The organism is Acinetobacter sp. ANC 5414 (assembly GCF_013004295.1).
Classification (GTDB): domain Bacteria; phylum Pseudomonadota; class Gammaproteobacteria; order Pseudomonadales; family Moraxellaceae; genus Acinetobacter.
Genome location: NZ_JABERM010000032.1, coordinates 23,320 through 48,621, shown reverse-complemented (window position 1 = coordinate 48,621; position 25,302 = coordinate 23,320). Strand labels below are relative to the sequence as shown.

Annotated in this window: 25 protein-coding genes, 5 tRNA genes and 1 pseudogene; 23 read left to right on the top strand and 8 right to left on the bottom strand. The window is 37.3% G+C overall.

Annotated features, from left to right (window positions below):
* Positions 1–59: 59 nt before the first annotated feature.
* A complete protein-coding gene (locus tag HLH18_RS14030; protein ID WP_171547326.1) occupies positions 60–686 on the top strand; it encodes a hypothetical protein in 627 nt (208 codons plus the stop codon).
* 212 nt (positions 687–898) lie between these two features.
* Positions 899–1,249: a hypothetical protein gene (locus HLH18_RS14025; RefSeq protein ID WP_171547325.1), complete on the top strand. Its 351-nt coding sequence runs from the start codon at positions 899–901 to the stop codon at positions 1,247–1,249.
* A 182-nt stretch (positions 1,250–1,431) separates the two neighbouring features.
* Here HLH18_RS14025 and HLH18_RS14020 read toward each other — a convergent pair whose 3' ends face one another.
* Positions 1,432–1,650: a hypothetical protein gene (locus HLH18_RS14020; RefSeq protein WP_171547324.1), complete on the bottom strand. Its 219-nt coding sequence runs from the start codon at positions 1,648–1,650 to the stop codon at positions 1,432–1,434.
* Between the two features lie 552 nt (positions 1,651–2,202).
* On the opposite strand from HLH18_RS14020, the gene HLH18_RS14015 reads away from it, so the two are divergent.
* The gene (locus HLH18_RS14015; protein WP_171547323.1) at positions 2,203–2,745 is read left to right on the top strand and encodes a serine O-acetyltransferase; all 543 of its coding nucleotides are present in this window, start codon (positions 2,203–2,205) and stop codon (positions 2,743–2,745) included.
* 49 nt (positions 2,746–2,794) lie between these two features.
* Here HLH18_RS14015 and HLH18_RS14010 read toward each other — a convergent pair.
* A tRNA-Arg gene (locus HLH18_RS14010) sits at positions 2,795–2,870 on the bottom strand.
* A gap of 179 nt (positions 2,871–3,049) precedes the next feature.
* On the opposite strand from HLH18_RS14010, the gene HLH18_RS14005 reads away from it, so the two are divergent.
* The 7 genes from HLH18_RS14005 to HLH18_RS13975 all read left to right on the top strand — a co-directional run bounded on the left by HLH18_RS14005 (position 3,050) and on the right by HLH18_RS13975 (position 9,588).
* Positions 3,050–3,985: an ABC transporter ATP-binding protein gene (locus tag HLH18_RS14005; RefSeq protein ID WP_171547322.1), complete on the top strand. Its 936-nt coding sequence runs from the start codon at positions 3,050–3,052 to the stop codon at positions 3,983–3,985.
* The gene (locus tag HLH18_RS14000) at positions 3,982–4,755 is read left to right on the top strand and encodes an ABC transporter permease (protein WP_131286496.1); all 774 of its coding nucleotides are present in this window, start codon (positions 3,982–3,984) and stop codon (positions 4,753–4,755) included. The genes HLH18_RS14005 and HLH18_RS14000 overlap by 4 nt, the downstream gene beginning before the upstream one ends.
* The gene (gene queF / locus HLH18_RS13995) at positions 4,755–5,570 is read left to right on the top strand and encodes an NADPH-dependent 7-cyano-7-deazaguanine reductase QueF (protein WP_171547321.1); all 816 of its coding nucleotides are present in this window, start codon (positions 4,755–4,757) and stop codon (positions 5,568–5,570) included. Before HLH18_RS14000 ends, queF begins: the two co-directional genes overlap by 1 nt.
* Before the next feature lie 26 nt (positions 5,571–5,596).
* Positions 5,597–6,247 carry a hypothetical protein gene (locus HLH18_RS13990; RefSeq protein WP_171547320.1) on the top strand — a complete coding sequence of 217 codons (651 nt, stop codon included), beginning with the start codon at positions 5,597–5,599 and terminating at the stop codon, positions 6,245–6,247.
* 712 nt (positions 6,248–6,959) lie between these two features.
* Positions 6,960–7,961, top strand: coding sequence for a lytic murein transglycosylase B (gene mltB / locus HLH18_RS13985; protein WP_171547319.1), 1,002 nt, complete (start codon positions 6,960–6,962; stop codon positions 7,959–7,961).
* 286 nt (positions 7,962–8,247) lie between these two features.
* Complete coding sequence (locus tag HLH18_RS13980) at positions 8,248–8,856, top strand: septal ring lytic transglycosylase RlpA family protein (RefSeq protein ID WP_131286504.1); 609 nt, start codon at positions 8,248–8,250, stop codon at positions 8,854–8,856.
* A gap of 276 nt (positions 8,857–9,132) precedes the next feature.
* Complete coding sequence (locus HLH18_RS13975) at positions 9,133–9,588, top strand: Mpo1 family 2-hydroxy fatty acid dioxygenase (RefSeq protein ID WP_171547318.1); 456 nt, start codon at positions 9,133–9,135, stop codon at positions 9,586–9,588.
* Between the two features lie 33 nt (positions 9,589–9,621).
* On the opposite strand, the gene HLH18_RS13970 is transcribed toward HLH18_RS13975, so the two are convergent.
* The 3 genes from HLH18_RS13970 to rpsB all read right to left on the bottom strand — a co-directional run bounded on the left by HLH18_RS13970 (position 9,622) and on the right by rpsB (position 12,025).
* Entirely contained in the window at positions 9,622–10,155 is a 534-nt protein-coding gene (locus HLH18_RS13970; protein ID WP_171547370.1) for a DUF3465 domain-containing protein, read from the bottom strand.
* A 104-nt stretch (positions 10,156–10,259) separates the two neighbouring features.
* Positions 10,260–11,135 (bottom strand): translation elongation factor Ts, encoded by an 876-nt coding sequence (gene tsf, locus HLH18_RS13965; RefSeq protein WP_171547317.1) that lies wholly within the window; start codon positions 11,133–11,135, stop codon positions 10,260–10,262.
* Between the two features lie 140 nt (positions 11,136–11,275).
* The gene (gene rpsB, locus HLH18_RS13960) at positions 11,276–12,025 is read right to left on the bottom strand and encodes a 30S ribosomal protein S2 (protein ID WP_131286514.1); all 750 of its coding nucleotides are present in this window, start codon (positions 12,023–12,025) and stop codon (positions 11,276–11,278) included.
* A gap of 207 nt (positions 12,026–12,232) precedes the next feature.
* On the opposite strand from rpsB, the gene map reads away from it, so the two are divergent.
* Positions 12,233–13,057: a type I methionyl aminopeptidase gene (gene map / locus HLH18_RS13955; RefSeq protein ID WP_171547316.1), complete on the top strand. Its 825-nt coding sequence runs from the start codon at positions 12,233–12,235 to the stop codon at positions 13,055–13,057.
* A gap of 307 nt (positions 13,058–13,364) precedes the next feature.
* Complete coding sequence (locus tag HLH18_RS13950) at positions 13,365–14,591, top strand: pyridoxal phosphate-dependent aminotransferase (RefSeq protein ID WP_131270104.1); 1,227 nt, start codon at positions 13,365–13,367, stop codon at positions 14,589–14,591.
* A gap of 89 nt (positions 14,592–14,680) precedes the next feature.
* On the opposite strand, the gene HLH18_RS13945 is transcribed toward HLH18_RS13950, so the two are convergent.
* Entirely contained in the window at positions 14,681–15,523 is an 843-nt protein-coding gene (locus HLH18_RS13945) for a DMT family transporter (protein WP_171547315.1), read from the bottom strand.
* A gap of 455 nt (positions 15,524–15,978) precedes the next feature.
* On the opposite strand from HLH18_RS13945, the gene HLH18_RS13940 reads away from it, so the two are divergent.
* Positions 15,979–16,410, top strand: a complete 432-nt coding sequence (locus HLH18_RS13940; protein ID WP_171547314.1) for a PaaI family thioesterase — start codon at positions 15,979–15,981, stop codon at positions 16,408–16,410.
* A 78-nt stretch (positions 16,411–16,488) separates the two neighbouring features.
* Here HLH18_RS13940 and HLH18_RS13935 read toward each other — a convergent pair whose 3' ends face one another.
* Entirely contained in the window at positions 16,489–16,947 is a 459-nt protein-coding gene (locus HLH18_RS13935; RefSeq protein ID WP_171528630.1) for a hypothetical protein, read from the bottom strand.
* A gap of 238 nt (positions 16,948–17,185) precedes the next feature.
* On the opposite strand from HLH18_RS13935, the gene HLH18_RS13930 reads away from it, so the two are divergent.
* Positions 17,186–17,261, top strand: a tRNA-Asn gene (locus HLH18_RS13930).
* A gap of 278 nt (positions 17,262–17,539) precedes the next feature.
* Here HLH18_RS13930 and HLH18_RS13925 read toward each other — a convergent pair.
* Entirely contained in the window at positions 17,540–18,718 is a 1,179-nt protein-coding gene (locus tag HLH18_RS13925; protein ID WP_171547313.1) for a trypsin-like peptidase domain-containing protein, read from the bottom strand.
* Positions 18,719–18,888: 170 nt separating this feature from the next.
* On the opposite strand from HLH18_RS13925, the gene HLH18_RS13920 reads away from it, so the two are divergent.
* The 9 genes and pseudogenes from HLH18_RS13920 (at position 18,889) to HLH18_RS16155 (ending at position 25,300) form a co-directional block, all read left to right on the top strand.
* Positions 18,889–19,647 (top strand): Nif3-like dinuclear metal center hexameric protein, encoded by a 759-nt coding sequence (locus tag HLH18_RS13920; RefSeq protein ID WP_171547312.1) that lies wholly within the window; start codon positions 18,889–18,891, stop codon positions 19,645–19,647.
* Between the two features lie 153 nt (positions 19,648–19,800).
* Positions 19,801–20,427: a superoxide dismutase SodB gene (gene sodB / locus HLH18_RS13915; protein ID WP_171547311.1), complete on the top strand. Its 627-nt coding sequence runs from the start codon at positions 19,801–19,803 to the stop codon at positions 20,425–20,427.
* 159 nt (positions 20,428–20,586) lie between these two features.
* Positions 20,587–20,662, top strand: a tRNA-Asn gene (locus HLH18_RS13910).
* Between the two features lie 5 nt (positions 20,663–20,667).
* Positions 20,668–20,743: transfer RNA gene (locus HLH18_RS13905), tRNA-Asn, on the top strand.
* Positions 20,744–20,997: 254 nt separating this feature from the next.
* On the top strand, positions 20,998–21,249 hold the full coding sequence (locus tag HLH18_RS13900; protein ID WP_228139732.1) for a hypothetical protein: 252 nt from the start codon (positions 20,998–21,000) through the stop codon (positions 21,247–21,249).
* Between the two features lie 103 nt (positions 21,250–21,352).
* Positions 21,353–21,428: transfer RNA gene (locus tag HLH18_RS13895), tRNA-Asn, on the top strand.
* Between the two features lie 56 nt (positions 21,429–21,484).
* Positions 21,485–21,802, top strand: a pseudogene (locus tag HLH18_RS13890) (DUF2726 domain-containing protein); the annotation flags it as partial.
* Positions 21,803–21,918: 116 nt separating this feature from the next.
* Positions 21,919–24,288, top strand: coding sequence for a hypothetical protein (locus HLH18_RS13885; RefSeq protein WP_171547309.1), 2,370 nt, complete (start codon positions 21,919–21,921; stop codon positions 24,286–24,288).
* Positions 24,275–25,300 carry a hypothetical protein gene (locus tag HLH18_RS16155; protein ID WP_250852440.1) on the top strand — a complete coding sequence of 342 codons (1,026 nt, stop codon included), beginning with the start codon at positions 24,275–24,277 and terminating at the stop codon, positions 25,298–25,300. The genes HLH18_RS13885 and HLH18_RS16155 overlap by 14 nt, the downstream gene beginning before the upstream one ends.
* The last annotated feature ends 2 nt before the right edge of the window (positions 25,301–25,302 follow it).

The window sequence follows — 25,302 nt, the reverse complement described above, 5'->3', positions numbered from 1 at the left end:
TATTGTCATTATTACTAACTACAATCTGCCTTAATTTATTTTGGAGAGTAAATTAAGGCATGTCTCAATATCACAAAACTGACTTAGGCATTGAAAGTTTAAAACAGCGTTCAATGGATTTGAATGCTCGCCAACGTCGACTGTTACTCCTTATTGGAACAGAAGATTTTAATCTCCTTAATGAACAATTTAAAAAACGTATTGCACCAGTAGAATTACTCGAACAATTACTCGATATGGGCTTAATTGCTTGTTCTAGCGATGAGCCAATTCAAACAACGGTTTCTTCACCTGTCGTTAATAGTGAAATTGAAACCAGCCTCTCAACTCAAACCACAACAGCACTTGCTGAGAAGTTGGCTGAACCTATTACCACACCTTCTTTATCTCCCTCTATTGCATCAATAGCAGATACTGAAGTAGAAAAAGAAGTCATAGAAGTATCTGTTGAAGCTTTAAACTTTGAGCAAGTAAAACAATTAATGGCACATCTTCTACAACAAAACTGCGGCTTAATGGCAAAACAACTGACTACTCGAATTCTAGAAACCCAAGACTTACGCAGTTTAAAACTGTGTCAGATGCAATGGATTACAGAATTACAAGAAAGTCGTATTCCCGCCCACGAGTTGAATCAATGTTTAAAACAAATCAATTTTTCTCTACAAAAGCTAAATGCCTCATAAAATTTAAGAGGATTTTTCTGTTTTATGATTCATTTCAGGTCTTAGCTAGACCATAGTATTGAATTTTTCTTTCGATAAAACAACGAGATCAACATCATCATAATCAAATTGTATAAAGTAAAATCTTAAAAATCCCATCTAAATACGACCTTTGCTCAATGGCGAATATTCTCTAAAAACTTCATATAGTAAGTATTTCAGGGGAATTCATTATGACGTCTCGACATTATTTAGAATTTCATCCAGCGGATAATCCAATGTACTTAAAAAAAGTAGGCCATTGGGTGGTTACATTTTTAAGTACTACAGATGAATTGGCCAACATCCAACTTGCCATTACCAGTGTATTGCCGCGCCAAGTCAGTGAAAACCTGCAACCTGTTCGAGTCATCATTCACAAAACAGACATTGAGAATCGTTGGCTGATTCAACAGATTGAATGTTATGACAGCGCGCAGGGTAAGGACGAACAATTTAGCTGTAATGATGAGATTGGAATTAAAGTCATTCACAGCATTATTCAAGAATTTGATAAATATGATGTCGAAATAAATTTATTATAAGCTTATCCTTTAGCTCACTTCGGTGAACTTTTTTATTTAATTTCTTTGATAATCAATAACTCCCTTAAACCAATAGAAACCACTCATTTAAACTTAGGCGCATTAAAAAACTCACCCTGTAGGTGAGTTTTTTAATCTCTGATACTTTATTTAAATAAGCTACATATTTAATCATATTTGCATTACTCGATAATGCGATAGATGCTGTCCGAATTACGGCTCTCAAAAAGCAGTTCAATACTGGGCCGTATAATTTCACCCTCTATAATAATATGTTCAATTCTTTGAAATATTGACAGTTTATTCAACTCAGCATTTTCAGGAAGATCCCGAAGTAATGCCTGCACTTCATGTATCTTACTAAACTGGTCTTTTACTTTCACCTCAATCATTTGAGTCATGGTGGGTTCTCTTCTTAGTTGATTTAATGAACCTTTTTATAGCATATGTTCTGTCATAGACATTACTTGGAGATGTTAGATTTTTTGGCAATGTAATTTTTTATAATCAGATACATGACATCTATTTTAAATCGTGCGGACAAAAAGCTAGAAATAACTCAAAACATTATCATTTCCTCTCTACACGCCTAAGCTTTTTAAAATTTAAATCATAAAATTTTTTTGATTTAAAAATAAGAAAGCCCGCATTTCTGCGGGCTTTTATGTTGGAAGGCTAGTGCTGATTTCTTGTTTAACCCTAAGGTTGTAAACTCAACGAGCTGTCATTGATCCGTCCAACTACTTTGTAGCGTCATCTACGACCTACTGTAGTTTTACTATAAGCGTATACAATTTTTCTGGCAAGACCGGTTAACATTCTAAAGTAATTGTATAAAAAAAATACAGTTGATAATTTTCAATTTTAGTAGATCATTGCATGCATCATGCCTATAGATCATTCTTCAGTTGAATCGAGTAAAATGACACAGCATTTTTAACGAGTCTGACGCAATGTTAGTTCAATTGATTTTAAGCGACTTATATCGATATTGTGGCAACACGAAATTCAGTTCATTTATTAAAAACTACTTTTTTAATCGTGGCTTTAATTTCAGTTTTTGGCTTCGTTTAGCTGGCTCAAAATCGATTATTGCGAAATTTGCTTATCCAATTTTTTATTATAAAAAGAAAAAATACGGAATTGATATTCATTGCACCACAAAAATCGGTTATGGACTCTATATCGGTCATGGTGGGCCATTAGTGGTCAATCCAACTACGATTATTGGCAACAACGTTAATCTTTCACAATACATGACTATTGGTGCGAATGGTGGCAGTCAAGCAGCCATCATTGGTGACAATGTTTATATCGGACCCAATGTCTGTGTGATCGACAATGTGTATATTGGAAACAATGTAACGATTGGTGCAGGCAGTGTGGTGACGAAAGATATTCCAGAAAATGCAACGGCAGTCGGTAACTACGCCAAAGTTATTAACTATAACAATGCCGGCAAGTCAGTAAACAGACGTTGGCCGATTGGAAACTAAACTCACCAATATAAAAAAAGAGGACAAAATGTCCTCTTTTTAAAAAATTTGGTGCGCTCAGCGGGACTCGAACCCACGCCACAGGCTTCGGAGACCTGTACTCTATCCAGTTGAGCTATGAGCGCGCGATGCACATCATAACAAAAAAAACCGTAAGGTAAAGCAACTATATATAAGTCATCAATTTTTGTGCTTATACTTTGAGCAATGTTCCATTATTGCAACAGACAATTCCTGCTTATTTACTTGGTTTATTCAGCAAGATCACTCACAATACTCATACTATTCACCAGGTGAGAATTTCATGACTGATGCATTGACCTTGAGGGACGTATCCAAAACCTATCGTAACGGTTTTCAAGCACTAAAAGGAATCAACCTAACGGTACCTGAAGGTGAGTTTTATGCCCTCCTTGGTCCAAATGGTGCGGGTAAATCAACCACCATCAGCATCATTAGCTCACTGACCAAAAAAACCTCCGGTACAGTGGAAATTTTTGGCCATAATCTGGATACCCACCCTTCAGAAGCCAAACAATGCCTGGGTGTCGTACCGCAAGAATTCAACTTTGGTCAGTTTGAAAAAACCTTTGATATTTTGGTGACTCAAGCCGGCTATTACGGTATTCCTAAAAAAATTGCAGAAAGGCGAGCTGAAGAATATTTAGAAAAATTAGGCTTATGGGAAAAACGTGGCATACAGGCACGCATGCTCTCTGGCGGAATGAAACGCCGTTTGATGATCGCCCGTGCCATGATGCATCAACCTCGGCTGCTCATTTTAGATGAACCGACTGCCGGTGTAGATATTGAATTACGCCGTTCAATGTGGGATTTTCTCACTGAAATGAACGAAAAAGGTACATCAATTATTCTGACTACGCATTATCTAGAAGAAGCTGAAATGCTATGCCGTCGCATTGCCATTATCGACCGCGGCGTGATTAAAGAAGATACCAGCATGAAATCTTTCTTAAACCAGCTCAGTGAAGAATCCTTTATTTTTGATCTGGTTGAACCGATTCAACCGATTAATATTGAAATTATTGGTGTGCGTTTTAATTTAATTGATCCTGTCACTTTAGAAGTCACCATGGATAAGGCACATACCGTGAATGAATTGTTCCAGCTTATGGAAGCGCAAGGCATTCAAGTGCGCAGTATGCGTAATAAATCGAATCGCTTAGAAGAACTGTTTGTGAAAATGGTGGAAAAAAATCTTGATGGAGCTGCGCAATGAACTTTAATCAACTCAGTGTTGCGCTGTATACCCTGGTTCATAAAGAAGTGCGTCGTTTTATGCGCATCTGGCCACAAACCTTGTTACCACCAGCGATTACCATGAGTTTGTATTTCGTGATCTTTGGTAATCTGGTGGGTTCACGAATTGGCACAATGGGCGGTTTTAGCTATATGCAGTTTATTGTGCCCGGCCTGATTATGATGGCAGTGATCACCAACAGTTATGCCAATGTATCTTCCAGTTTCTTTAGCGCAAAATTCCAAAAAAGCATTGAAGAACTGATCATGAGTCCTGTGCCCCTGCATATGATTCTTTGGGGCTATGTGATTGGTGGCGTCTGTCGAGGTGTTTTGGTCGGTATTATTGTGACGGCCATGAGTCTGTTCTTTACTGACTTATATATCACCAACTGGTTTGTGACTATATATACCGTTTTAATTACCTCATTATTATTTTCACTCGGTGGGCTGATTAATGCGGTTTATGCAAAATCTTTTGACGATATTTCAATTATTCCAACCTTTGTACTGACTCCACTCACCTATTTAGGTGGTGTATTCTATGCCATTAGTGCTTTAAGTCCATTTTGGCAAAATCTCTCTTTAATTAACCCGATCGTATATATGGTCAATGCCTTCCGTTTCGGCATTTTAGGTCATAGTGATGTCAATGTTTCAGTTTCATTGAGCGTCATCACCTTATGTTGCGTAGCGCTTTACGGCATAGCTTACTATTTACTTTCTCGTGGTTCAGGAATGCGTGAATAATGAGTGTAGAACATTCTCTCTTAGGTAAAGACACCAATTATCCAACAGAATATCAACCCGATATTCTGTTTCCAATTGCACGTGCGCAAGCGCGGGAAAAATATGCTCACGTTGAAGGAATTCAACAAGGTCAAGACTGGTGGCATGTTTTTGAAATTTCCTGGCTTAATGCTGCCGGCATTCCTCAAGTGGCAATTGGTCGTATTACCTTACCGGCATCTTCACCGAACCTGATCGAATCAAAATCATTAAAGCTCTACTTTAATAGTATGAACTTTACCAAATTCGATTCAAAAGACGCTTTTATTGCCACGGTTGAAAAAGACTTATCCGCAGCGGCGGGCGCGCCGATCAGCCTGACTTTATTTCAGGCCGATGATCTGGAGAGTTCCAAACCTGAAGGGATCTGTATCGATGATTTAAGCCCTGAACGCTTAGAGAACCATCCAGATGCGACTTTATTAAAATTAGATCCAGAAAATAGTGATGAAGTCGAAATTCAACTGTATTCACATTTACTACGCAGTAACTGTCCAGTCACTGGCCAGCCTGATTGGGGCACGGTTTTTATTCGATATCAGGGTAAAAAACCTTGTTATCGCAGTATTTTAGCTTATATTATTTCTTACCGTCAGCATAATGGTTTCCATGAACAATGCGTGGAACAGATGTTTGCCGACATCTGGCAAAACCTTGCTCCGGAAAAGCTGATGGTATATGCAACTTATACACGTCGTGGTGGATTAGACATCAATCCTTGCCGTGTATCGGATGCGACATGGATGCCTCGCCCCATTCGTTTGGCGCGACAATAAAATGAAGAACATTGAGGTTTTTTAACATGCCATTTTTTGGGTTTATTCCTTCTGCAGAATTATTAACCAGTATTCAAACCGCTCAGGAAAAGAAAAATTCCAGCGAACCGCTTTACCCTTTACGCGATAAAATAGCATTGCTGATTAATGAAGAAATCATTGATGCCATTTTGACCGAACTTGTTCATCATTTCCCAGCCAGTGATAAACGTGATACGGCTGAAAAACTTGCGGGTTATATCAAATCAACCGTTGCAGTTTTATTGAAACAGTTGATGAGTAAATCTCCAAATGATGTGGTCAAACAATCGATTGAGTTTTCTGAAAAAAGCTTGTTTAAAGATGCGGAAGGCAACTTGCGTGTAGGCGAACGTTTGGATGCAAGTTTGGTGACCAATCTAAAACACAGTTATGCGGAAATTAAAGCCGGTAATGACGTTAATAAAGCGGCACTCACTGAATTGTATAAGCAATTTGCCGAAGCGACCGTGCGTCATTTTATGAGTGACTTTAATAAGACCCTAGATTTAGGCATGATCAAGCGTAAAGCTGCGGATCTGGGTTCTGCTGCAGTGACTAAAGCAGTCCATATGGCCGTGGATAAAATCATTCCGAATTTAAATAAAGCTGAGCTTCTGGCACTTGCGGAATATCACGATACCTTATTTCATGTTTAAGCATTTTTAAAATATCAAAACCTAGCAGTCGCTGGGTTTTTTTATGGCAAAATTTCACTCTCAACTAATAAGTACAATGAATCAATACCACCTTTATGCGAATTTATCTTGATCAGGTATTACAGATTGGCTTTGTATGACCTTGATTTCAGAAATAGGACAATCAGTCCTCGCTATGTTTTTGCCTTTATATAGGCTTTTTTTTTGCAGATCTGGCACAAAAGGCTATAAGAGCACATTATTTTGCATCACCGCTTAAAATCGGATGATTTTCTCGCTACAAGTCGCAGTCCAAGGGCACAAAATATTCTGATGTATTTTCAACCAAACACCACTTGAGAAAGCACAATTGCTGCTAAATTTCTTACCCTAAGCCTAGATAGACCGTATCATTGCAAACGATGTAAAAACCAGGCTTGATCAGCTAAAACAGGCTGATGATCTTTTATTTTTGTCCTTCAACTGACAATTGCAAAGCATAGCCAAGAAAACCGGTCTCAAATACGCGGATTTATGCACAGACCTACGATCTTTGTCTTTTTTTGTATACGTACGTGTTGATGCAGCGCTGGTCAATGTTATCTTAGGCCCCAATAGAAATTCTGTTACCTTTCATGCGATAGATTTTCAGTCATTCATTCTGAAATGGCAGCTTTTAGCGTCGTGATGTCAATTGACACACACTGATTATGTTTTTGGAACTTTGAGTAATATGTTAAATATCAACTTTTATAACAAAATTAAACGTCTTCCTTTACTTCTCGGTGCACTTTCCATCACCAGTTTCTGCCAAGCCAATGATTTTTACAATCACCCTGCATATAACAGCTTCAAGCAAAAAACCATGCAGACTTATGGCTTAAGTGCCGAGCAAGTCGACTGGGCCATGAATGGCTCAAAAAACCTGCCTAATATTATCAATATCATGAACCGTCCAGGTGAAAGTAAGCCCTGGTACCAATATAAAACCAACTTTATGGCTGAAAGCACCATTCAACGCGGGGTGCGTTTTAAAACTCAATATGCCGACACTTTAAACCGTGCAGAACAGCAGTTTGGTGTGCCTCAATCGGTGATTTTAGGTGTTTTAGGGGTAGAAACCGGTTTTGGTGCCAATAAAGGCAATTTCGTCACCCGTGATGCCTTGGCAACTTTAGGTTTTGGTTATGAACGCCGTGCACAATATTTTCAGGATGAACTCTCTGCACTGATTGCATGGACCTATAAAGATGGTGTTCCAACCAGTTCAGTGACAGGTTCTTATGCAGGTGCAATCGGCTACCCTCAATTTATGCCAAGCAACATTCCCAAACTAGGCGTTGACTATGATGCTGACGGCCATATTGACCTTAGAAATTCAGCGGTAGATGCGATTGGTTCGATTGCCAATTATTTGGCTCAACATGGCTGGCAACGCAATCAACCAATTGGCTTTGCTGCACGCTATATAGGAAATAATCCAGAATCGATTATCGCCAAAGATTTGGAACAACCCACACCTTATGGAGTCTTAAAGAATCAAGGTGTTACACCAACAAATCCGATTGTGAAAATAGATGATCTCGATATAGTGAATATTATTCAGCTTCAAGACAGCTATGCGCCAATTTATTATATAACTTACCCAAACTTTCAAGTCATTACGACATATAACAAGAGCCGTATGTACGCCACTGCGGTATGGCAGTTAGGCACTGAAATCGCCAGTCGTTAAGACTAGTTTTTACGAAAAATAACCAAAGTCAAGATTTTTTTATGCAAAATGGCGCACAAAACAGGCATTTTAAATGTATTGTTACAATATTGGTTATTTTTTAACCGAAAAACGTTCTATTTCTGTCCTTTTTGTAATATTTTCAATTAAAACGTAGACAGCTTATGCATGGCATGAATATTATCCATCTCGTCAAATGTAGTTGCAAAAGAGAATTAACAGACTGGATTGCTTGCATTTCAATCGCTTAATTGAAATAAAAGCCGCAGTCTTTAGGAGTTTAATAATGCATTCATCGATAAAGTATATTTTAGCCTTAACCACCACTTTTGCCCTGAGTCAGTCTCAAGCGGAATTGGTACAGTCATCATTCAATACAGATCATGACAACTCTCGCTTAGCCACGCGTGTGCTCAATAAAGACGCTCAAAATTTTAATTCACACTTCTCAAACTTAAATAGTCTTTCAATCACTGAGCGTTCTGGCGATAAAATCCGTCGTCAAACCATTGCAGCAAAAATTGAAATTCCTGAAGACGAGCCTTCAGTGATTGAAAAGCTAAACACTGTTGCATCAAACACAGTTCGTAAATTTAGCCAAACCGGCGCAGCATCTTGGTACGGTCGCCAGTTTCATGGTCGTAAAACAGCAAGCGGTGAAACATTCGATATGAATGGACTCACTGCAGCTCACCGTAGCCTGCCATTGAACTGTTATATTCGCGTAACCAATAAAACCAATGGTAAGAGTGTAGTAGTGAAAGTGAATGATCGTGGTCCATTCCATGGCAACCGAGTTCTAGACTTGTCTTATGGCGCTGCGAAACAGTTAGGTATTACTAACGCAGGTACTGCAAAAGTAAACATTGAACGTGTTGATGGTCCAAATTCATAAGATAATGCTAGCCTCCTAATACATTTGACTTAAAAGCCACTTCACAGTGGCTTTTTTAATGTCTATCAAAAAGCAGGCTTAATTTACCGATACCCTGCTCCTGTTACAGAAGCCACTCCTGACAATAAAATACCAACAACCTATAACGTCTTTTAGATCACCTGAGAGCTTGATTATAAATCACGATGATTGAATTTTGACCCGCTTCTGGTTCTGGTTTATATTTTATTTAAATAAAAATAAGTCTATGGATCCTAAATCCAGCTGGAGTGGATGATGAAAACAATAACCGAATGGTTAGATGAATATAGTGAGAGTCATCAAGACAAAACCAACAAAGCCATTCACTGGGTTTGTGTGCCAGCAATTCTTTTTTCAATCATTGGAATTCTTGCTCATTTCAGTGCGTTATTCACCGCCCTGATATTGGTCTTAACTTTTGTCTTTTATGCGCGCCTCGATCTGGTACTTGCTGTGGCAATGGCTGCCCTACTCGTTGTCATGGCGTGGCTTATTTTTATCTTACCTGTAGGTGCCGGATTCTATATCGCAATTTTTGTTTTGGCTTGGATTGGGCAATTTTACGGGCACAAAGTCGAAGGTAAAAAGCCTTCTTTCTTTAAAGACCTCCAATTCCTCCTCATTGGCCCAGTATGGTGTATGGATGCCTATCTAGGTAAATTGATACCCAAATGTAAAAAACGCCAAAAATCGCAAATGACAGCGATTTAGATACCATCATCATTTTAGCCTTTCGAAGAACCTTTATTGATAGGTTCTTCCTCTATACTTCAACCAACCGTCGGCATGGCTTTTTTGTGGGTCACGGTGCGTCCAGTGAATTACACCACCTTGATCACTGTACTCATATTCACCATAAAATTGGACAATTTCACCCTTTTCCAAGTCATCCAGGCGCGGACTTAAGTCAATATTGTGAGCGACCAATACCGTTTGCCCATTACCCAATTCCAGAATGAATTTTTGATGACGTGAACCGTTATTATCATCAGGCAAAATAGCTTTCACTTGCCCGCTGGATTGGACTTGAATATCACTTTTTTGTTCTCGAAATGCCTGTTGAATTTTTTTATCATCATTTTGAATGGATAAATTTGCTGATTTCGAATCTATAGATGCATTCTGATATTCTGATTTCGATAAAATTTCAGTTTGCCGTTCTAAATCCGTGAGCGATTGATTTGAAGGATTCTGCTGTTCTTGTAAATCCATTCCAAAATATGCGGCAATTAAGACAACAATAACTGCGCCAATCCCGATATTGGTTTTATTAACCATCTCATTATCCCTTAAAAATTTAACTATTTTTATAAAAACCATCTTCATAAAAAAAGCCCCAAATGGGGCTTTTTTCACAAAATAGTTTTACCTAAAGGCAAAAATTATTTTGCAGCAGCTTGAGCAGCAGCAACTTCTTCAGCGAAGCTCATTTCTGCTTTCTTCTCAATACCTTCACCTACTTCGAAGCGAATGAATTGAGCAACTGTAGTACCAGTTGATTTAAGAACATCAGCAACTTTCTTGTCGTTGTCGATTACGTACATTTGACGCTCAAGAACAACTTCGTTCAAGTATTTTTCAACTGAACCAGTTACCATTTTTTCAACGATGTTTGCTGGTTTACCAGATTCTAATGCTTTCGCTTCAGCAATTTCTTTTTCTTTAGCGATAAGATCAGCAGATACACCTTCAGCATTTACAGCAACCGGATTGAACGCAGCAACGTGCATTGCAATACCTTTACCAGTCGCAGCATCACCTGTGTAAGACACAACAACACCGATTTTTAAACCGTGTTTGTAAACTGCAAGGTTTTCGCCTTCAACAATTTTCGCACGACGAACTTGGATGTTTTCACCGATTTTTTGAACAAGAGCAATACGCGCTTCTTCAACAGTTTGGCCATCTTCAAGTTTTAATTCAGCGATTTGAGCCGCATCAGTTACGTTTGCAGCAAGTGCAGCAGCAGCAACTTTAGCAGAGAAACCAGCAAAGTTTTCATCTTTAGCAACGAAGTCAGTTTGGCAGTTTACTTCTAAAAGAATCGCTTTGTTGCCTTCTTGAGCAATCGTGATCGCGCCATCAGCAGCAATGTTACCCGCTTTTTTAGCTGCTTTTGCTTGACCAGATTTACGAAGGTTATCAATCGCTAACTCAACATCACCATTCGATTCTGTTAATGCTTTTTTGCATTCCATCATTGCAAGACCAGTACGGTCACGTAATTCTTTTACCATGCTCGCAGTAACTGCAGTCATGTTGTTCTCCTAAATACGGTAGAAAAATGAATCTGTTCAACAAAAACGGCCCAAAGTGTTCTCTGGGCCGTTCTGCTTTCTTGACGCTTAATTTGCCACCATTACATGTCGCAAAAATGACAACCTTGCGTCAAAACGCATTAAGCCTCTGGAGCTTCTTTAACGTCTTCAGCTTTCGCTTGAGCGTTTGCTTGTGATTGAGCGTACTCTTTACCAGCAAGAATCGCATCAGCCATAGCAGAAGCATAAAGTGTAACAGCACGGATTGCATCGTCATTACCTGGGATAACGTAGTCTACGTTGTCTGGGTTAGAGTTTGTATCAACGATACCGATTACTGGAATACCAAGGTTTTTAGCTTCTTTAATCGCGATTGATTCGTGGTCAACGTCAATTACGAATAATGCGTCAGGTAAACCACCCATGTTTTTAACGCCGCCTAAAGCACGTTCAAGTTTTTCCATCTCGCGACTACGCTCTAAAGCTTCACGTTTAGTAAGCTTAAGGAAAGTACCGTCTTGAGATTGAGTTTGAAGGTCTTTTAAACGGTTGATTGATTGACGAAGAGTTTTCCAGTTCGTCAACATACCACCTAACCAACGGTGATCAACATATGGTTGACCAGCGCGTTGCGCTTGTTCACGGATGATGTTAGATGCAGCACGTTTAGTACCAACGAACAATACTTTGTTCTTTTTGCTAGCAAGATTGTTAACAAAGTTCAAAGCATCATTTAACGCAGGAACAGTGTGTTCAAGGTTAATGATGTGAATTTTGTTACGCGCACCAAAGATGTATTCACGCATCTTTGGATTCCAGAAACGAGTTTGGTGACCAAAGTGCGCGCCAGCTTGAAGAAGGTCGCGCATGCTTACGTTGTAATCTGCCATTTTCTATACCTTAAAGTTTGGGTTAGGCCTCCATATACCCGCATTCTCCACCTCGAAAGGCACCCAGAGAAATGTGTCGATATATGTGCGGATTTTGTTGCCCCATCCAACAAAGCCCGTGAAATATATTCACGAAAAAGCATTTGATAAAATGGGCGGCTATTTATACCATAGTCACATACAAATTTCCAAAAGTTTTTAGAGATCATGAACAGTACTTACCAAGCTCCACGTCGACTCATCAAAACCCCTGACGAAATTGAAAAAATGCGTGTGGCGGGACGACTGGCAGCAGAAGTCTTGGATATGATCAAACCGCATGTTGTTCCGGGTGTGACGACCCTTGAGCTTGATACGATTTGTCATGACTATATTGTCAATAAACAAGATGCCATTCCAGCATGTTTAGGTTACGGTGCAGCGCCTGGTCGCCCTGCATTCCAGCATGTGATTTGTACATCTGTGAACCATGTGGTGTGCCACGGCATTCCATCTGACGCTAAGGTGTTAAAGAAAGGTGATATTTTAAATATCGATGTCACTGTCATCAAAGACGGCTACCACGGCGATACCAACATGATGTACATCGTCGGTGGTGAAACCTCAATTTTGGCTGATCGCCTGTGTAAAGTTGCTCAAGAAGCGATGTATCGTGGCATGGAAACGGTTAAACCCGGTTCAACCATTGGTGACATTGGTCATGCCATTCAAAACTATGTTGAATCTGAACGCTTTAGCGTAGTACGTGAATATTGTGGTCACGGTATTGGTACAACTTTTCATGATGAACCGCAAGTCCTGCATTATGGTCAACCAGATACAGGCATGGTGCTTGAAGAAGGCATGACCTTCACCATCGAACCTATGGTGAATGCTGGTGTTTGGCAAACTAAATTGTTAGGTGACAAATGGACTGTAGTAACTAAAGATCATAAGTTATCTGCACAATATGAACACACGCTTTTAGTCACCAAAACTGGTGTTGACGTACTGACTGCACGTCCTGAAGAAGACTTGTCTCGTTTCATGTAATTATTCTATTTAAATTGCATCTTAAAAATGGCTACTTCAATGTAGCCATTTTTATGTTTAAACTTTTTTATTTCATCCAGTCGCGTTATTTAGGTTAAAGCTCTTTCCAAACATTCAATTTCTTGAGTTATTTTCTATTCTTATAAAAACATAAAATCGTATCCATTAAAGCCAAAATTATTAAAACAATTATTCATAAAAATATATTTTTTACATATCGTATATTTCTCACCCCCCTTTCTCCTGTTTTTTAGGCTAAGATAGTGTGCTTTTTTATTTTTTAATCCCTATAAGAAGGAATACTGCCGTGGACGTACGTCTCTCTGATCGTGTCAATGCCATCAAACCGTCCCCTACACTTGCTGTTACCAATAAAGCTGCTGAACTTAAAGCTGCTGGTAAAAACGTAATTGGTTTGGGTGCAGGTGAACCAGATTTTGATACCCCACAACACATCAAAGATGCAGCAATTACTGCGATTAACAACGGTTTTACCAAATATACCGCTGTTGACGGTACTCCAGGTCTTAAAAAAGCGATTATCGCAAAATTCAAACGCGACAATAATCTTGACTATGCAGCAAACCAGATTCTGGTTTCTTGCGGTGGTAAACAATCCTTCTTTAACTTGGCACTTGCCTTGTTAAACAAAGGTGATGAAGTAATCATACCTGCGCCATACTGGGTCAGCTATCCAGACATGGTGATCATCGCTGAAGGTGTTCCAGTTGTTGTTAAATGTGGTGAAGAACAACGTTTCAAAATCACGCCTGCTCAATTAGAAGCAGCAATCACTGACAAAACCCGTTTAGTGGTATTGAACAGCCCTTCTAACCCTACAGGCATGATCTACACTAAAGCTGAATTAGAAGCTTTGGCTGAAGTGCTTCGCAAATACCCAGAAGTGTTGGTTGCTTCAGATGACATGTATGAACCAATCCGTTGGGATGACGAGTTCTACAACATCGCAACTGTTGCTCCCGATCTTTATGACCGCGTAATCGTGCTGAACGGTGTGTCTAAAGCCTATGCAATGACTGGCTGGCGTATTGGCTATGCAGCGGGTCCTGCTAAATTGATTGGCGCAATGAAAAAAATCCAGTCTCAATCAACTTCAAACCCAACTTCGATTTCTCAAGTTGCTGCTGAAGCTGCATTGAACGGTCCTCAAGACGTTCTTGAGCCAATGATTGAAGCATTCAAACGTCGTCATGACCTGGTTGTGAAAGGCTTGAACGACATCAAAGGTATTACTTGCTTACCTGCTGATGGCGCATTCTATGCATACGCAAACATCCGTCCATTGATTCGTGCAAAAGGCTTAAAATCTTGCACAGAATTCTCTGCATGGTTATTGGAAGAAACAGGTGTTGCCGTTGTTCCTGGTGATGCATTCGGCCTAGGCGGTTATATGCGTATTTCTTATGCAACTGCTGACGAAGTGCTTGTAGATGCGTTAGCGCGTATCAAGAAAGCTGCTGATTCAATCGAAGGCGTTGACGCTGCGATTGCTTCAATTGCTGCCGAAAAATAATCTATAACTTAGCAATAAGTTAGCTGAGAAAAACCTGCGTTGATCGCGGGTTTTTTAACAATAAAGCTTTATTCAATATAAAAAATGACTTAGTGATTGCCTTTAACGCTATGCTTGCCTGCATAAATAACCAAAAAAATTCCCAACAAGACAATCACGGTAGATAAAATAATCCGTAGCCCAATTGTTTCACCAATAAAAAGTGAACCACCCAAAATAGCTAAACATGGCACACTCAATTGCACAGTACTTGCATCTATACGATCTATACGCTTAACAATGGAATACCACAATACATAGGCGCCCCCAGAGGTTACGCCACCTGACAGCACTGCCAGAGCAACACCTTGAGGAGTGATTATTGCATCTTGATGCAATACAAAATAGACAATCATCACCAAAGGGATCGCCAGAAGAAAATTACCCACACTACCCGATAATGGATTTTGCATGTTCTTACCCAAAATACTGTATGCAGCCCAAGCCAAACCTGAAATCATCATAATGATCGAATAACTCAAACTCGGTGCACTCGTACCCGGTAACAGCAAAATAATGATTCCGGTTAATGCCATCATCAAGCCCAAACCACGTTTTAAGTTCAGTTTCTCACCATGAAAAACAGCATAAAACACCATGGTCAATTGCACTGTTCCAAACAGTAAAAGTGCGCCCACACCCGCATCAATTTTAAGATAAGCATATGAAAATGCCACAATATAAATCGCCAAAGCTAATGCGCTATTTAAATGCCATTGTATGAGCTGATGCCTCTGACTGAGCATCCACAGTATCAATAAAACCCCAGCACCACTACAAACACGAATCACACTAAAGCTTAACGGGTCAATTTCATGTCCCGCTAAAGCCAAACGACACAACACTGAATTTGCAGCAAAGGCAATCATTGCCAAAGTTATTTTTAAGAACATTGTTGAGCATCCATATTCAACGACGGGCTTCTATTATTCATTATCATAGATATACAGATTTAGACATAAGCTCCAATCTTTATCTCTAATGCCTTATATCAAATAAACTTGTAACCCCCTGTTCAAGCTCATCACAAACTTCAACTTAACGCTTTTAGAGATCACTTTATTTGATTACTCCTTGTCACTCCAATGCTTTAAAAATACAAATAATTGTTTTTATTTAAAATATTTGTAAAAATAAAATTGATAAAAATTTTTATATACACCCCACCGTCTAATTTAAATATTATATTAACCTTATGTTTTAAAGCAGATACTTACCAAAAACCTATAATAAATAGCATGACTCAAGCATATAACATTATCTGAGTTGACTAGATGAATATGCAGCAACCAACTAACGTATTCAGCAGTGCTTTTTTAGAACTTAATAATCATCCAGGAAGATCGCAATGGCCCCCAAAGAAATGACAGGACTGCAACTTTTACAAGCCATGTGTACAGGGAAAATCCCACCTGCAAGTATGAGTGAGACCATACCAATGCAGCCCTATGAAGTTTCAGAAGGAATCATTCATTTCAAAGTAAAAGCAGATCATCGCCACTTAAATCCTTTAGGAAGCGTACATGGCGGTTTTGCCGCAACAGTACTGGATTCCGTCACCGGTTGTGCGGTACACAGTATGCTGGAAGCAGGTGTAGGCTATGGCACCATCGACTTGAATATAAAAATGTGCCGTCCCATTCCCACAGACAAAGAACTTCATGCCGTGGGCACCATTATTAATATCAGCAAGAACTTAGGGATTTCTGAAGGTAAAATTATTGATGAAGATGGCAAACTTTATGCCCATGCTACTGCGACGTGTATGATTATTCGTTAATACAAAAAATGCTGTATTTGGAGCACGTCCTGATTCAACTAGAACTTAAGTAACTTAAGTTCTAGCAATCACTCATCATTAAACAGCCGATTTAAGTGATTTCGTTAGCTCTGGAAAAGGCACTTCTGGACGTGACGTCGCTTTATAAATACATAAATATTTAAACACGCTATCGAGAGATACAGCGAGTTTCTTCTGTTCCGATACTGACCAAACTTTCGAGTTATTGCGTCCGGATAAAGCGCTGCCATTCAGTTGATACAAATACAGATCATGATCACGTTGCAAAGGTTGCTTACGACCATTTGAATAGCTTTCTAGTAATAACTGACAAGGTGAATCAATCAACCATTTATCACTAAACCAAAGCTGCAACAAATCACCCAAATATAAGGCTTGAGTTCCTACAGGCCACACTTGGACATAAGCATCTTCAACGGCAGTTTGATAGCGCTGTGGATCTTGAATGATAGAAAGGTAATTGTCTTGATAAAAAGATAAATTTGAAAAGATTTCGGCAATCGTCAGCGTATGCATTCGCTTTCTCCTGTTTAGCCATTTTAGTGCTGGCAAGTTGGTTTAAATCCACACTGTTTGAACTTTCATTCAAACGCTCTGTTATGCATTTAATCTAACAAGCCGATTTTGGCTGTGCAAGTTTTTTTAACATTTTTGATTTATTTGTCTAAATAAAAAGCATACAGCACAAAAATTAAGGAATCATGACACTTTTAGCTTGACCCTCTACAAAATCTCCTTATAATCGCATGCAGATTCTCCAATAGCTCAGTCGGTAGAGCGACGGACTGTTAATCCGCAGGTCCCTGGTTCGAGCCCAGGTTGGAGAGCCAAATACGAAAAAGCCCGCAGCATTAAAGCGGGCTTTTTTTTGCCTAAATAATCCATAACTATTCAAGTCATCATAAAAACAATGATCTTAATTGGCTCTTTTTTAAGATCAAATCTGGAAATATCTATCCAATATCAAGTTACGCTATCCATAACCATAAATTGATTGAGATATAAAAATTCGTATTGAAATAATGGATAAACAATAAAAAAAGCGCATCGAAATGCGCTTTTCTCCATTCATCCGATCTCAATATGGATGAATGTAAAGATTATTTTATCACTCAGGTAAAGGAATATATTGTGAATTATTATTCTGTGCTTTACGTTCAGTCACCACCACATTCAGGGTTAATGGTTTCTCATCTCGAATCACTTCAATTTTGATTCTGCTATTCGGAGCTTGCAACGCCACATAATTAATCAAGTGCGATGCAGAAGTAATGGTTTCACCATTTACCTGAATAATTTTATCACCTTTCTTGATTCCAGCCTTGGCTGCAGGACCTTGAGGAAGCACGTCTGCAACCACGACACCTGTTTGTTTAGGCTCAAGAATATTTTCCTGTTGCACTGGCATGAGGCTGATACCCAACCAGCCACGAACCACGCGACCATCTTTTAAAATTGAATTCAGGATTTGCTGACAAACCTTCGCAGGGATGGCGAAACCAATACCCAATGAACCACCCGATTGCGAGAAAATAGCCGTGTTTACCCCAATCAAATTACCCGCCACATCAATCAGCGCACCACCCGAGTTACCCGGATTAATGGCAGCATCGGTTTGAATGAAGTCTTCATAAGTGTTGATCCCCAAATCTGAACGGTTGGTGGCAGAAATAATCCCCTGAGTGACGGTTTGACCCACACCAAATGGATTACCAATGGCAAGAACAACATCCCCCACTTCATTAGCACTGAGTTTAAAAGGCAAAACCGGCAGCTTGTCGAGCTCAATCTTAATCACGGCAAGATCAGAATCGGGATCGGTACCAATAATTTTTGCTACCGCACGACGCCCATCATTCAATCCCACTACAATTTGATCAGCCTGTGCAATCACATGATTATTAGTCAAGATATAACCATCCGAACGAACAATAACACCAGAACCTAGGCTATTTTCATTTTGCTCCTGACCGAATTGATCTGGCACTTGATCACCAAAAAATTCACGAAATGCAGGATCATTTAACAAAGGATGTTCAGATTTTTTCACTTTCTGGGTGGTAAAAATATTTACTACCGCAGGAGCAGCAACTTTAACCGCAGCATTGTAGGATTCAATACCGCCTGTTCTCGTGGTACTGACTAAAGGCTCTACTTTCTCTACCGGCATTTTTACACCGTCAGATGCAACAGGTGCTTTAGGCTGCTGGTATTGTTGCCATGCAAGAAAACCCAGCGTGACCAAAATGAGTAAAACCCAAGGTAACCATGTAAAGGTGCGACGCACGTTAATTTCCTCTAACAATATTTTAATTCATTGATGACTAAGTAATTTATGCGTTATTGTAAAATGAAACACAGTAGGAAACATAAAATAATGCAAGAGTTTTGTCATGCTTTAGTTACAATTCAAAATATGTTTTGATGATGTTAAATATTTAGGCTGTTTAAAAATTTATGGCAAAGCTCAATGAGATTATTCAGTGGTGTAACCAAACCCTGAAATCACACGAATTTAAAGACTATGCACCCAATGGTTTGCAAATTGAAGGCAAATCCGATGTAAATAAAATATTGTGTGCGGTGACTGCATCTCAAGATGCGATTGATGCAGCGATTGAACAAGGTGCTGATTTGCTTCTTGTTCATCACGGCTACTTCTGGAAAGGCGAACCCTACCCGATTACCGGCATGCGCGGTAAACGTATAAAAAGCCTCATTCAACATGATATTTCATTGGTGGGTTATCACTTACCTTTAGATAGCCACCCTACTTTAGGTAATAATGCGGCGATTGCGGATCTTTTAGCCTTAGAAAATATTGAAGCTTTAGACCCAAGCGAACGTAATCCGATTGGTAATATTGGTTATTTAAAACAGCCTGTGTCTGCTGCAGAATTTAAACTGTATGTATCGCAGCGTTTAGATTTTAATGCCATTCATCTTGCTGCTAATAAAACATCAATCCAAAAAATCGGCTTTTGTACCGGTGGTGCACAAGATTTTATTGGCAAAGCGGCTGAGCAAAATTGTGATGCTTATATTTCTGGTGAAGTCAGTGAACGCACCTATTATGAAGCCAAAGAATTGAATGTGCATTATTATGCGTGTGGGCATCATGCAACCGAGCGTTATGGCGTACAACGCCTTGCAAAAGCTATTTCAGAACAGTTCGATATTGAGTATAGTTACTTCGAATTAAACAATCCGATTTAATTTAAATTTGACGGTTTGACATTTTCTTTATACGTATAAATTCAGGCTTTATTCTGTATTGTTATTTATAAGCAATGCGCAATTTAGGCAAAGAATCTATTACAATAAGGCCACTTAATGTCAAAACCCAGCAAAACGCAAGGAATTGAAAACATGACAACGATTACTTTACCGGCACTACCATACGGTTACGAAGATCTTGCTCCACACATCAGCAAAGAAACTTTAGAATACCATCACGACAAACATCACAACACTTACGTTGTAAACTTGAATAACCTGATCAAGGGTACTGACCTTGAAGGTAAAACTTTAGAAGAAATCATCAAAGCATCTGCTGGTGATGCTGCTAAAGCTGGCGTATTCAACAACGCTGCTCAAGTTTGGAACCATACCTTCTACTGGAACTGTATGGCTAAAAACGGTGGTGGTAAAGCGACTGGTGCTTTAGCTGCTAAAATTGATGAAGCTTTCGGTTCTTATGAAAAATTTGCTGAAGAATTTGCTGCTGCTGCAACAACTCAATTCGGTTCAGGTTGGGCTTGGTTGGTTGCTGACGAAGTAAATGGCAACCTTTCTATTCTTAAAACCTCAAATGCTGACACTCCACTTGCTCACGGTAAAGTTGCAGTGTTGACGATTGACGTTTGGGAACATGCTTATTACATCGACTACCGTAATGCACGTCCTACTTACATCAAAACTTTCCTAGAAAGCTTGGTAAACTGGGATTATGCAAATGCTAAATATGCTGGCCAAGAAGCTGGCGTTGAAAAATAAGATTTGAAATAAATTTTATTTTTTTGCATAAAAAACCACCCTTTATGGGTGGTTTTTTTATTTTTAGGGCATATCTGCATAATTATAAGGCAAATGATTCATTTGTTTATATTTACGTGTTGACGACTTAGCTTTTCATCCCTAAAATGCGCATCAGATTCTCCAATAGCTCAGTCGGTAGAGCGACGGACTGTTAATCCGCAGGTCCCTGGTTCGAGCCCAGGTTGGAGAGCCATCTATTCTTCCATAGCTCAGTCGGTAGAGCGACGGACTGTTAATCCGCAGGTCCCTGGTTCGAGCCCAGGTGGAAGAGCCAGATTCTAAAAAGCCCACTCATGATGAAGTGGGCTTTTTTTATCCGCCAAATTCCTTTTCACATCTTGTACAACCCGTACTTTTGATCTGTTTTCTGGGATCACCTCTCTTGATTAAAATTGTTGATCATTCCCCTATCTATTGTTCACTTATTAAAATTTAGTTATGTTAATTCTAATAAAAATATTTTAATAAGCCACCATGAATGCAACCTGGTTAAAATCTCTCATTTTCTGGATTATTTTGATTGTTGTCATGTTCGCAGTGTTTCAATGCAGTCAAAATTCTGAAAATAAAAAGCAGGCTTCCGCGCTCATGTATGAACGCTTATTTCATTGCACCCGTAACTTACCCCAAAAGAACCCAGAGGTTTTAAAACACATTCAACAACAACTCAAACCTGAGCTTACCCAAGCCGAGCTGATGCAATTGATCAACGAATGCCGTAAAGCACACCCCTTACAAAGCAAAGAAAATTATATAGACCTCATAAAATCACTTAAATAATCAGCAATAAGTTTATTTTTAAAACATTCAATTCATTTTCATGGTTTTTTTAAGCATAAGCCCTTGACCCCTTCAGCTTAGATACATAGAATGCGTACCAGATTCTCCAATAGCTCAGTCGGTAGAGCGACGGACTGTTAATCCGCAGGTCCCTGGTTCGAGCCCAGGTTGGAGAGCCAAATTCTAAAAACCCACTCTACTTGAGTGGGTTTTTTCTTATCTGTAGATTCGTATCGTGTTTAATTCCAGTTCATCTACCTTTCTTGTGATTGGTATTATTGCCAGTCTTGCATTGATCATCCTGTGTGCTCAGCAATATTTCAAAACCAAAAAAAAGTTTTATCCAAAACGTATCATTACGCCTTATGAATGCAGAATGTACGTGCGTTTAAAAGAAGCCTTTCCTCAATATCATGTCTTGGCACAAGTTGCTTTTAGTGCATTAATTACCAGTCATAATCTTAAAATTCGCAACAAGTTCAATCGTAAGGTCACCGATTTCGTTTTACTTAATGAATCGCTACAAGTTTTAGTGATTATTGAGTTAGATGACCATTCACTTTTCCTAATTGATTAAAGTTATCAAATAGTTTCCTTATATATTTTTCATTGACTTAGTGTGTTTTTTGATCTTTAATTATTTGACAATCATCATGGATAGATCATCCTATGAAAGTTAGATATCTTAAGGATTATGATCACTCAAAAACATTAGATACAGATAGCTATAATTGGCTAAAACAAGAAGAGAAGAAACTTAATAAAATTACATCACTAATAGCACTTTATTGTACATATATCGAATGTTTGAGACAGACATCAAGTAGACACTCAATATTCGATTTAACATCCTCTGAAGCACTAGAGAGCCATCTACGATGCTTCATAGGATTTATCTATACTGAATTGGATACAACTAATTGCAATAAATACCATTATAGCTATGAGATTCAATCGGTATTCAACAATCTAGCCATATTGATAAATACAAGTAAAACTACAATCCTCCTTTCATTTAATACAATAAATAACAATGTAGAAAATTGTATATTTCTATATAAAAACATGAAAAAAAATATAGAAAAAATTGAATATTATCAAGGTTGGAATATCTGCAGTAATGATAATAAAATCCTAAATCTCAATATCAGTATTATTTACGACACATATGGAAAAGAATTCACAAATAAATTACATCATATAATGATCATTTATGGGAAAAAAATCATATCAACTACCTTGTTAAAAAAGATTGGACATCTAATTAGTTTATTTAGAGTTTTAATTGTAGTCTATCCAAATATTAAAGACATGCAGAGAGCAATGTCCTCAGAATACGCATTTGAAAGCATGCTTATTGTTTATAATTTATGCTTAATAGATGCAAAAATAAAAAACTATAATATTGGTCATTTTCACACGAGATGGAGTTCTATGGTTGATATGTACAATGTATTAGTTAACTATGGAATATGGCAAGAACCTATCACAGAAATACTCAGACCAATTTATAAAAAATGTACACATAAAAACACTACAACAAACTTGATAAAAGACGAAAAAGAACAGTTAATACATAATAAATTAGTAACACAAATTCCAATAAGTTATACAGATAGTGAAGCAAAAGAACTAATTTTTATTAGAATAATTAATGAAATTGACCATATAATTTACTGTTCAGAATTACTTACACAAAAAACAAATGAAAAATATAATTTTTTTATTGAATGCGTTAGCAAGGGAGAAGTTAAAGTAAGCCAAAACAATACTTTAAAAAATAATGTACCAGTTGGAATTCTAAATAAAAATAATACATTCCGAACTTATTATGAAAACCCTTTTAAACATAAAACCCTTCAGTCTTATCCTGTTTTTTTAGGTATAAAAGGCTCAAGTAAGGAAATAGATATCATTAAAGATGAAATTTTTTATTCAAACTACAATACCTTATATCCTTTTCTTATACTATTAATTAATCAACATCCCGCAATTACTGAATCTTGGCTAATAAATTGGAAATTATATGATAATAAAAGTAATGTAGGTCTTTTTAAAATTGGGGAATCTTGGTATAGCAAGTCTTTTAAAAAGAGAAGAGGAGTAAATTATGCTGAACAATTAGTTAAATTAAACCCTCAATCAGTAAAAATAATTAAAGACATCATAAAAATTACTAGTATTGCAAGAAATTATTTGAAATCAGAAAATAATCAAGATTATGAATACATGCTATTAGCTTCAAGAACTGTGTTCACAAAACCACAAAGAGTAAAAAAAATTGAGAATGGCACCTGTACCACTGTCATTAATGGTCTAAAAAAATCATATGAAATAATAAGTTATAAAAATGGTGATGTATTACTTAACAATGATGAAAGTAGTCATATTTTCCGAAATTTAACATTAACAAGATTTAGAGCAAGCTGTGGAGTACGTGTTTACTATGAAACGATGTCTGTAAATAAAATGAGTATAGCTCTAGGCCATAAGGAATATAACCCTAAATTGATTGATTCATATCTACCAGATACTCTATGGAAGTTTTATACGAACAGATGGTTACGAATATTTCAAAATGCTCTTATTTACGAATCAATGAAAGACTCAATTTACTTATTTGAATCTGTAGATTTCACTAAACAAGAACTTGATAAATTCATAAATAATCATGCATTCAAGGATATACCTTATCATATTGAAAAAGGATTTCATGAAATAAATATTGAGAAAAAAATTAATGAAGATAAAAATAATTATATAGGTGTTTATTTAATAACAGTGCCTCTTCTACAAATTTTTCTTGCAATTAAATATTTTTTTGAAGAGACATCTTATAATAAAAAAGATATAAAAAAACATTTAAAATGGTGGTACACAAGTGCAAATTATGTAATATCACAGATTGAATCATTTCAAAACAATTTACAACAATGCTTATATTTAACTAAAGATATTATAGAAATGTATGAAATAGCGAGAAAAAACCCAATTAAACATAAAATAATTGAAGGAATATTTATCAATGATAGTAAATAATGAATTAAAAGAAATTTTCTCTGACCCTAATAAAAATATAGAAAATATGTCAAAGAAAGAACTTACCTTATTAAAGAATGAGATGATACGCAACCCCAATGATTATGGATTAATTGAAAAATCTTTTGAAAAAACATCCACTGTACACAATTTAAAGCTATCAGAAGTAAGAAATCCTTTTTGGTTTTGTAATAATACAAAATTTGAATCAAATATATGGGTCGTTAAATTAAATAAAGGAACAATAACAGTCAACTTCAATAAAATCAAAATTGATAATAATACTTTACTAACAGAAAGACCAAAAGTACTAAACACTTTTAAATACTGGCTTTGCATTCAAAGCCACCCTATTTACAATGAAGGATTTTTATTAAAAAATCAAACCATAAGCATTAATTTAACAAATATAATTTACTTTATAAATTCTATTTTGATTAATTCTCATATTTTAGAATTAAGCAAATATGGTTTAAATAAGATTAATGAAGACTACATAGTCGATTATCTAGTCAACATTTCAAATAATGGAAAAATCAATGCATCAATAAATTACAATACATTTGTTACAGATTTTCTAAAAGATAAAATTAAAGAAATAGATATAAACGATGTAATTAAATTTGAAGAAAAATATCCTTTTTTTATTAATCATAATCATAACGATGAACTTGACTTAACATTAGAAGAGTTAAGAAAGTCTAAATACTGGCTCTATTGTAATGAAGGTTACCCTACATATAATCCCAATAAAGTAAAAAAAAATTTTTTCATTAAATCTCTTGAAGATCGCATCATCGTATTTAATCAACAACCTGGTAGTTTGCAGCAATTAAACTTAATCGATGACAAAGCTAAAACAGAATACTTATGTCTTCCCTACACGACTAGTGATGAAGAAAACTTTTCATACCAAGACCTTCAATCTCAAATAAAGAACTTAAAAAAATTGTATTTGTCCACTCTCAAAATGATTGTGCGCAAATCAATATTTCCAACTTTAATACTATAGGA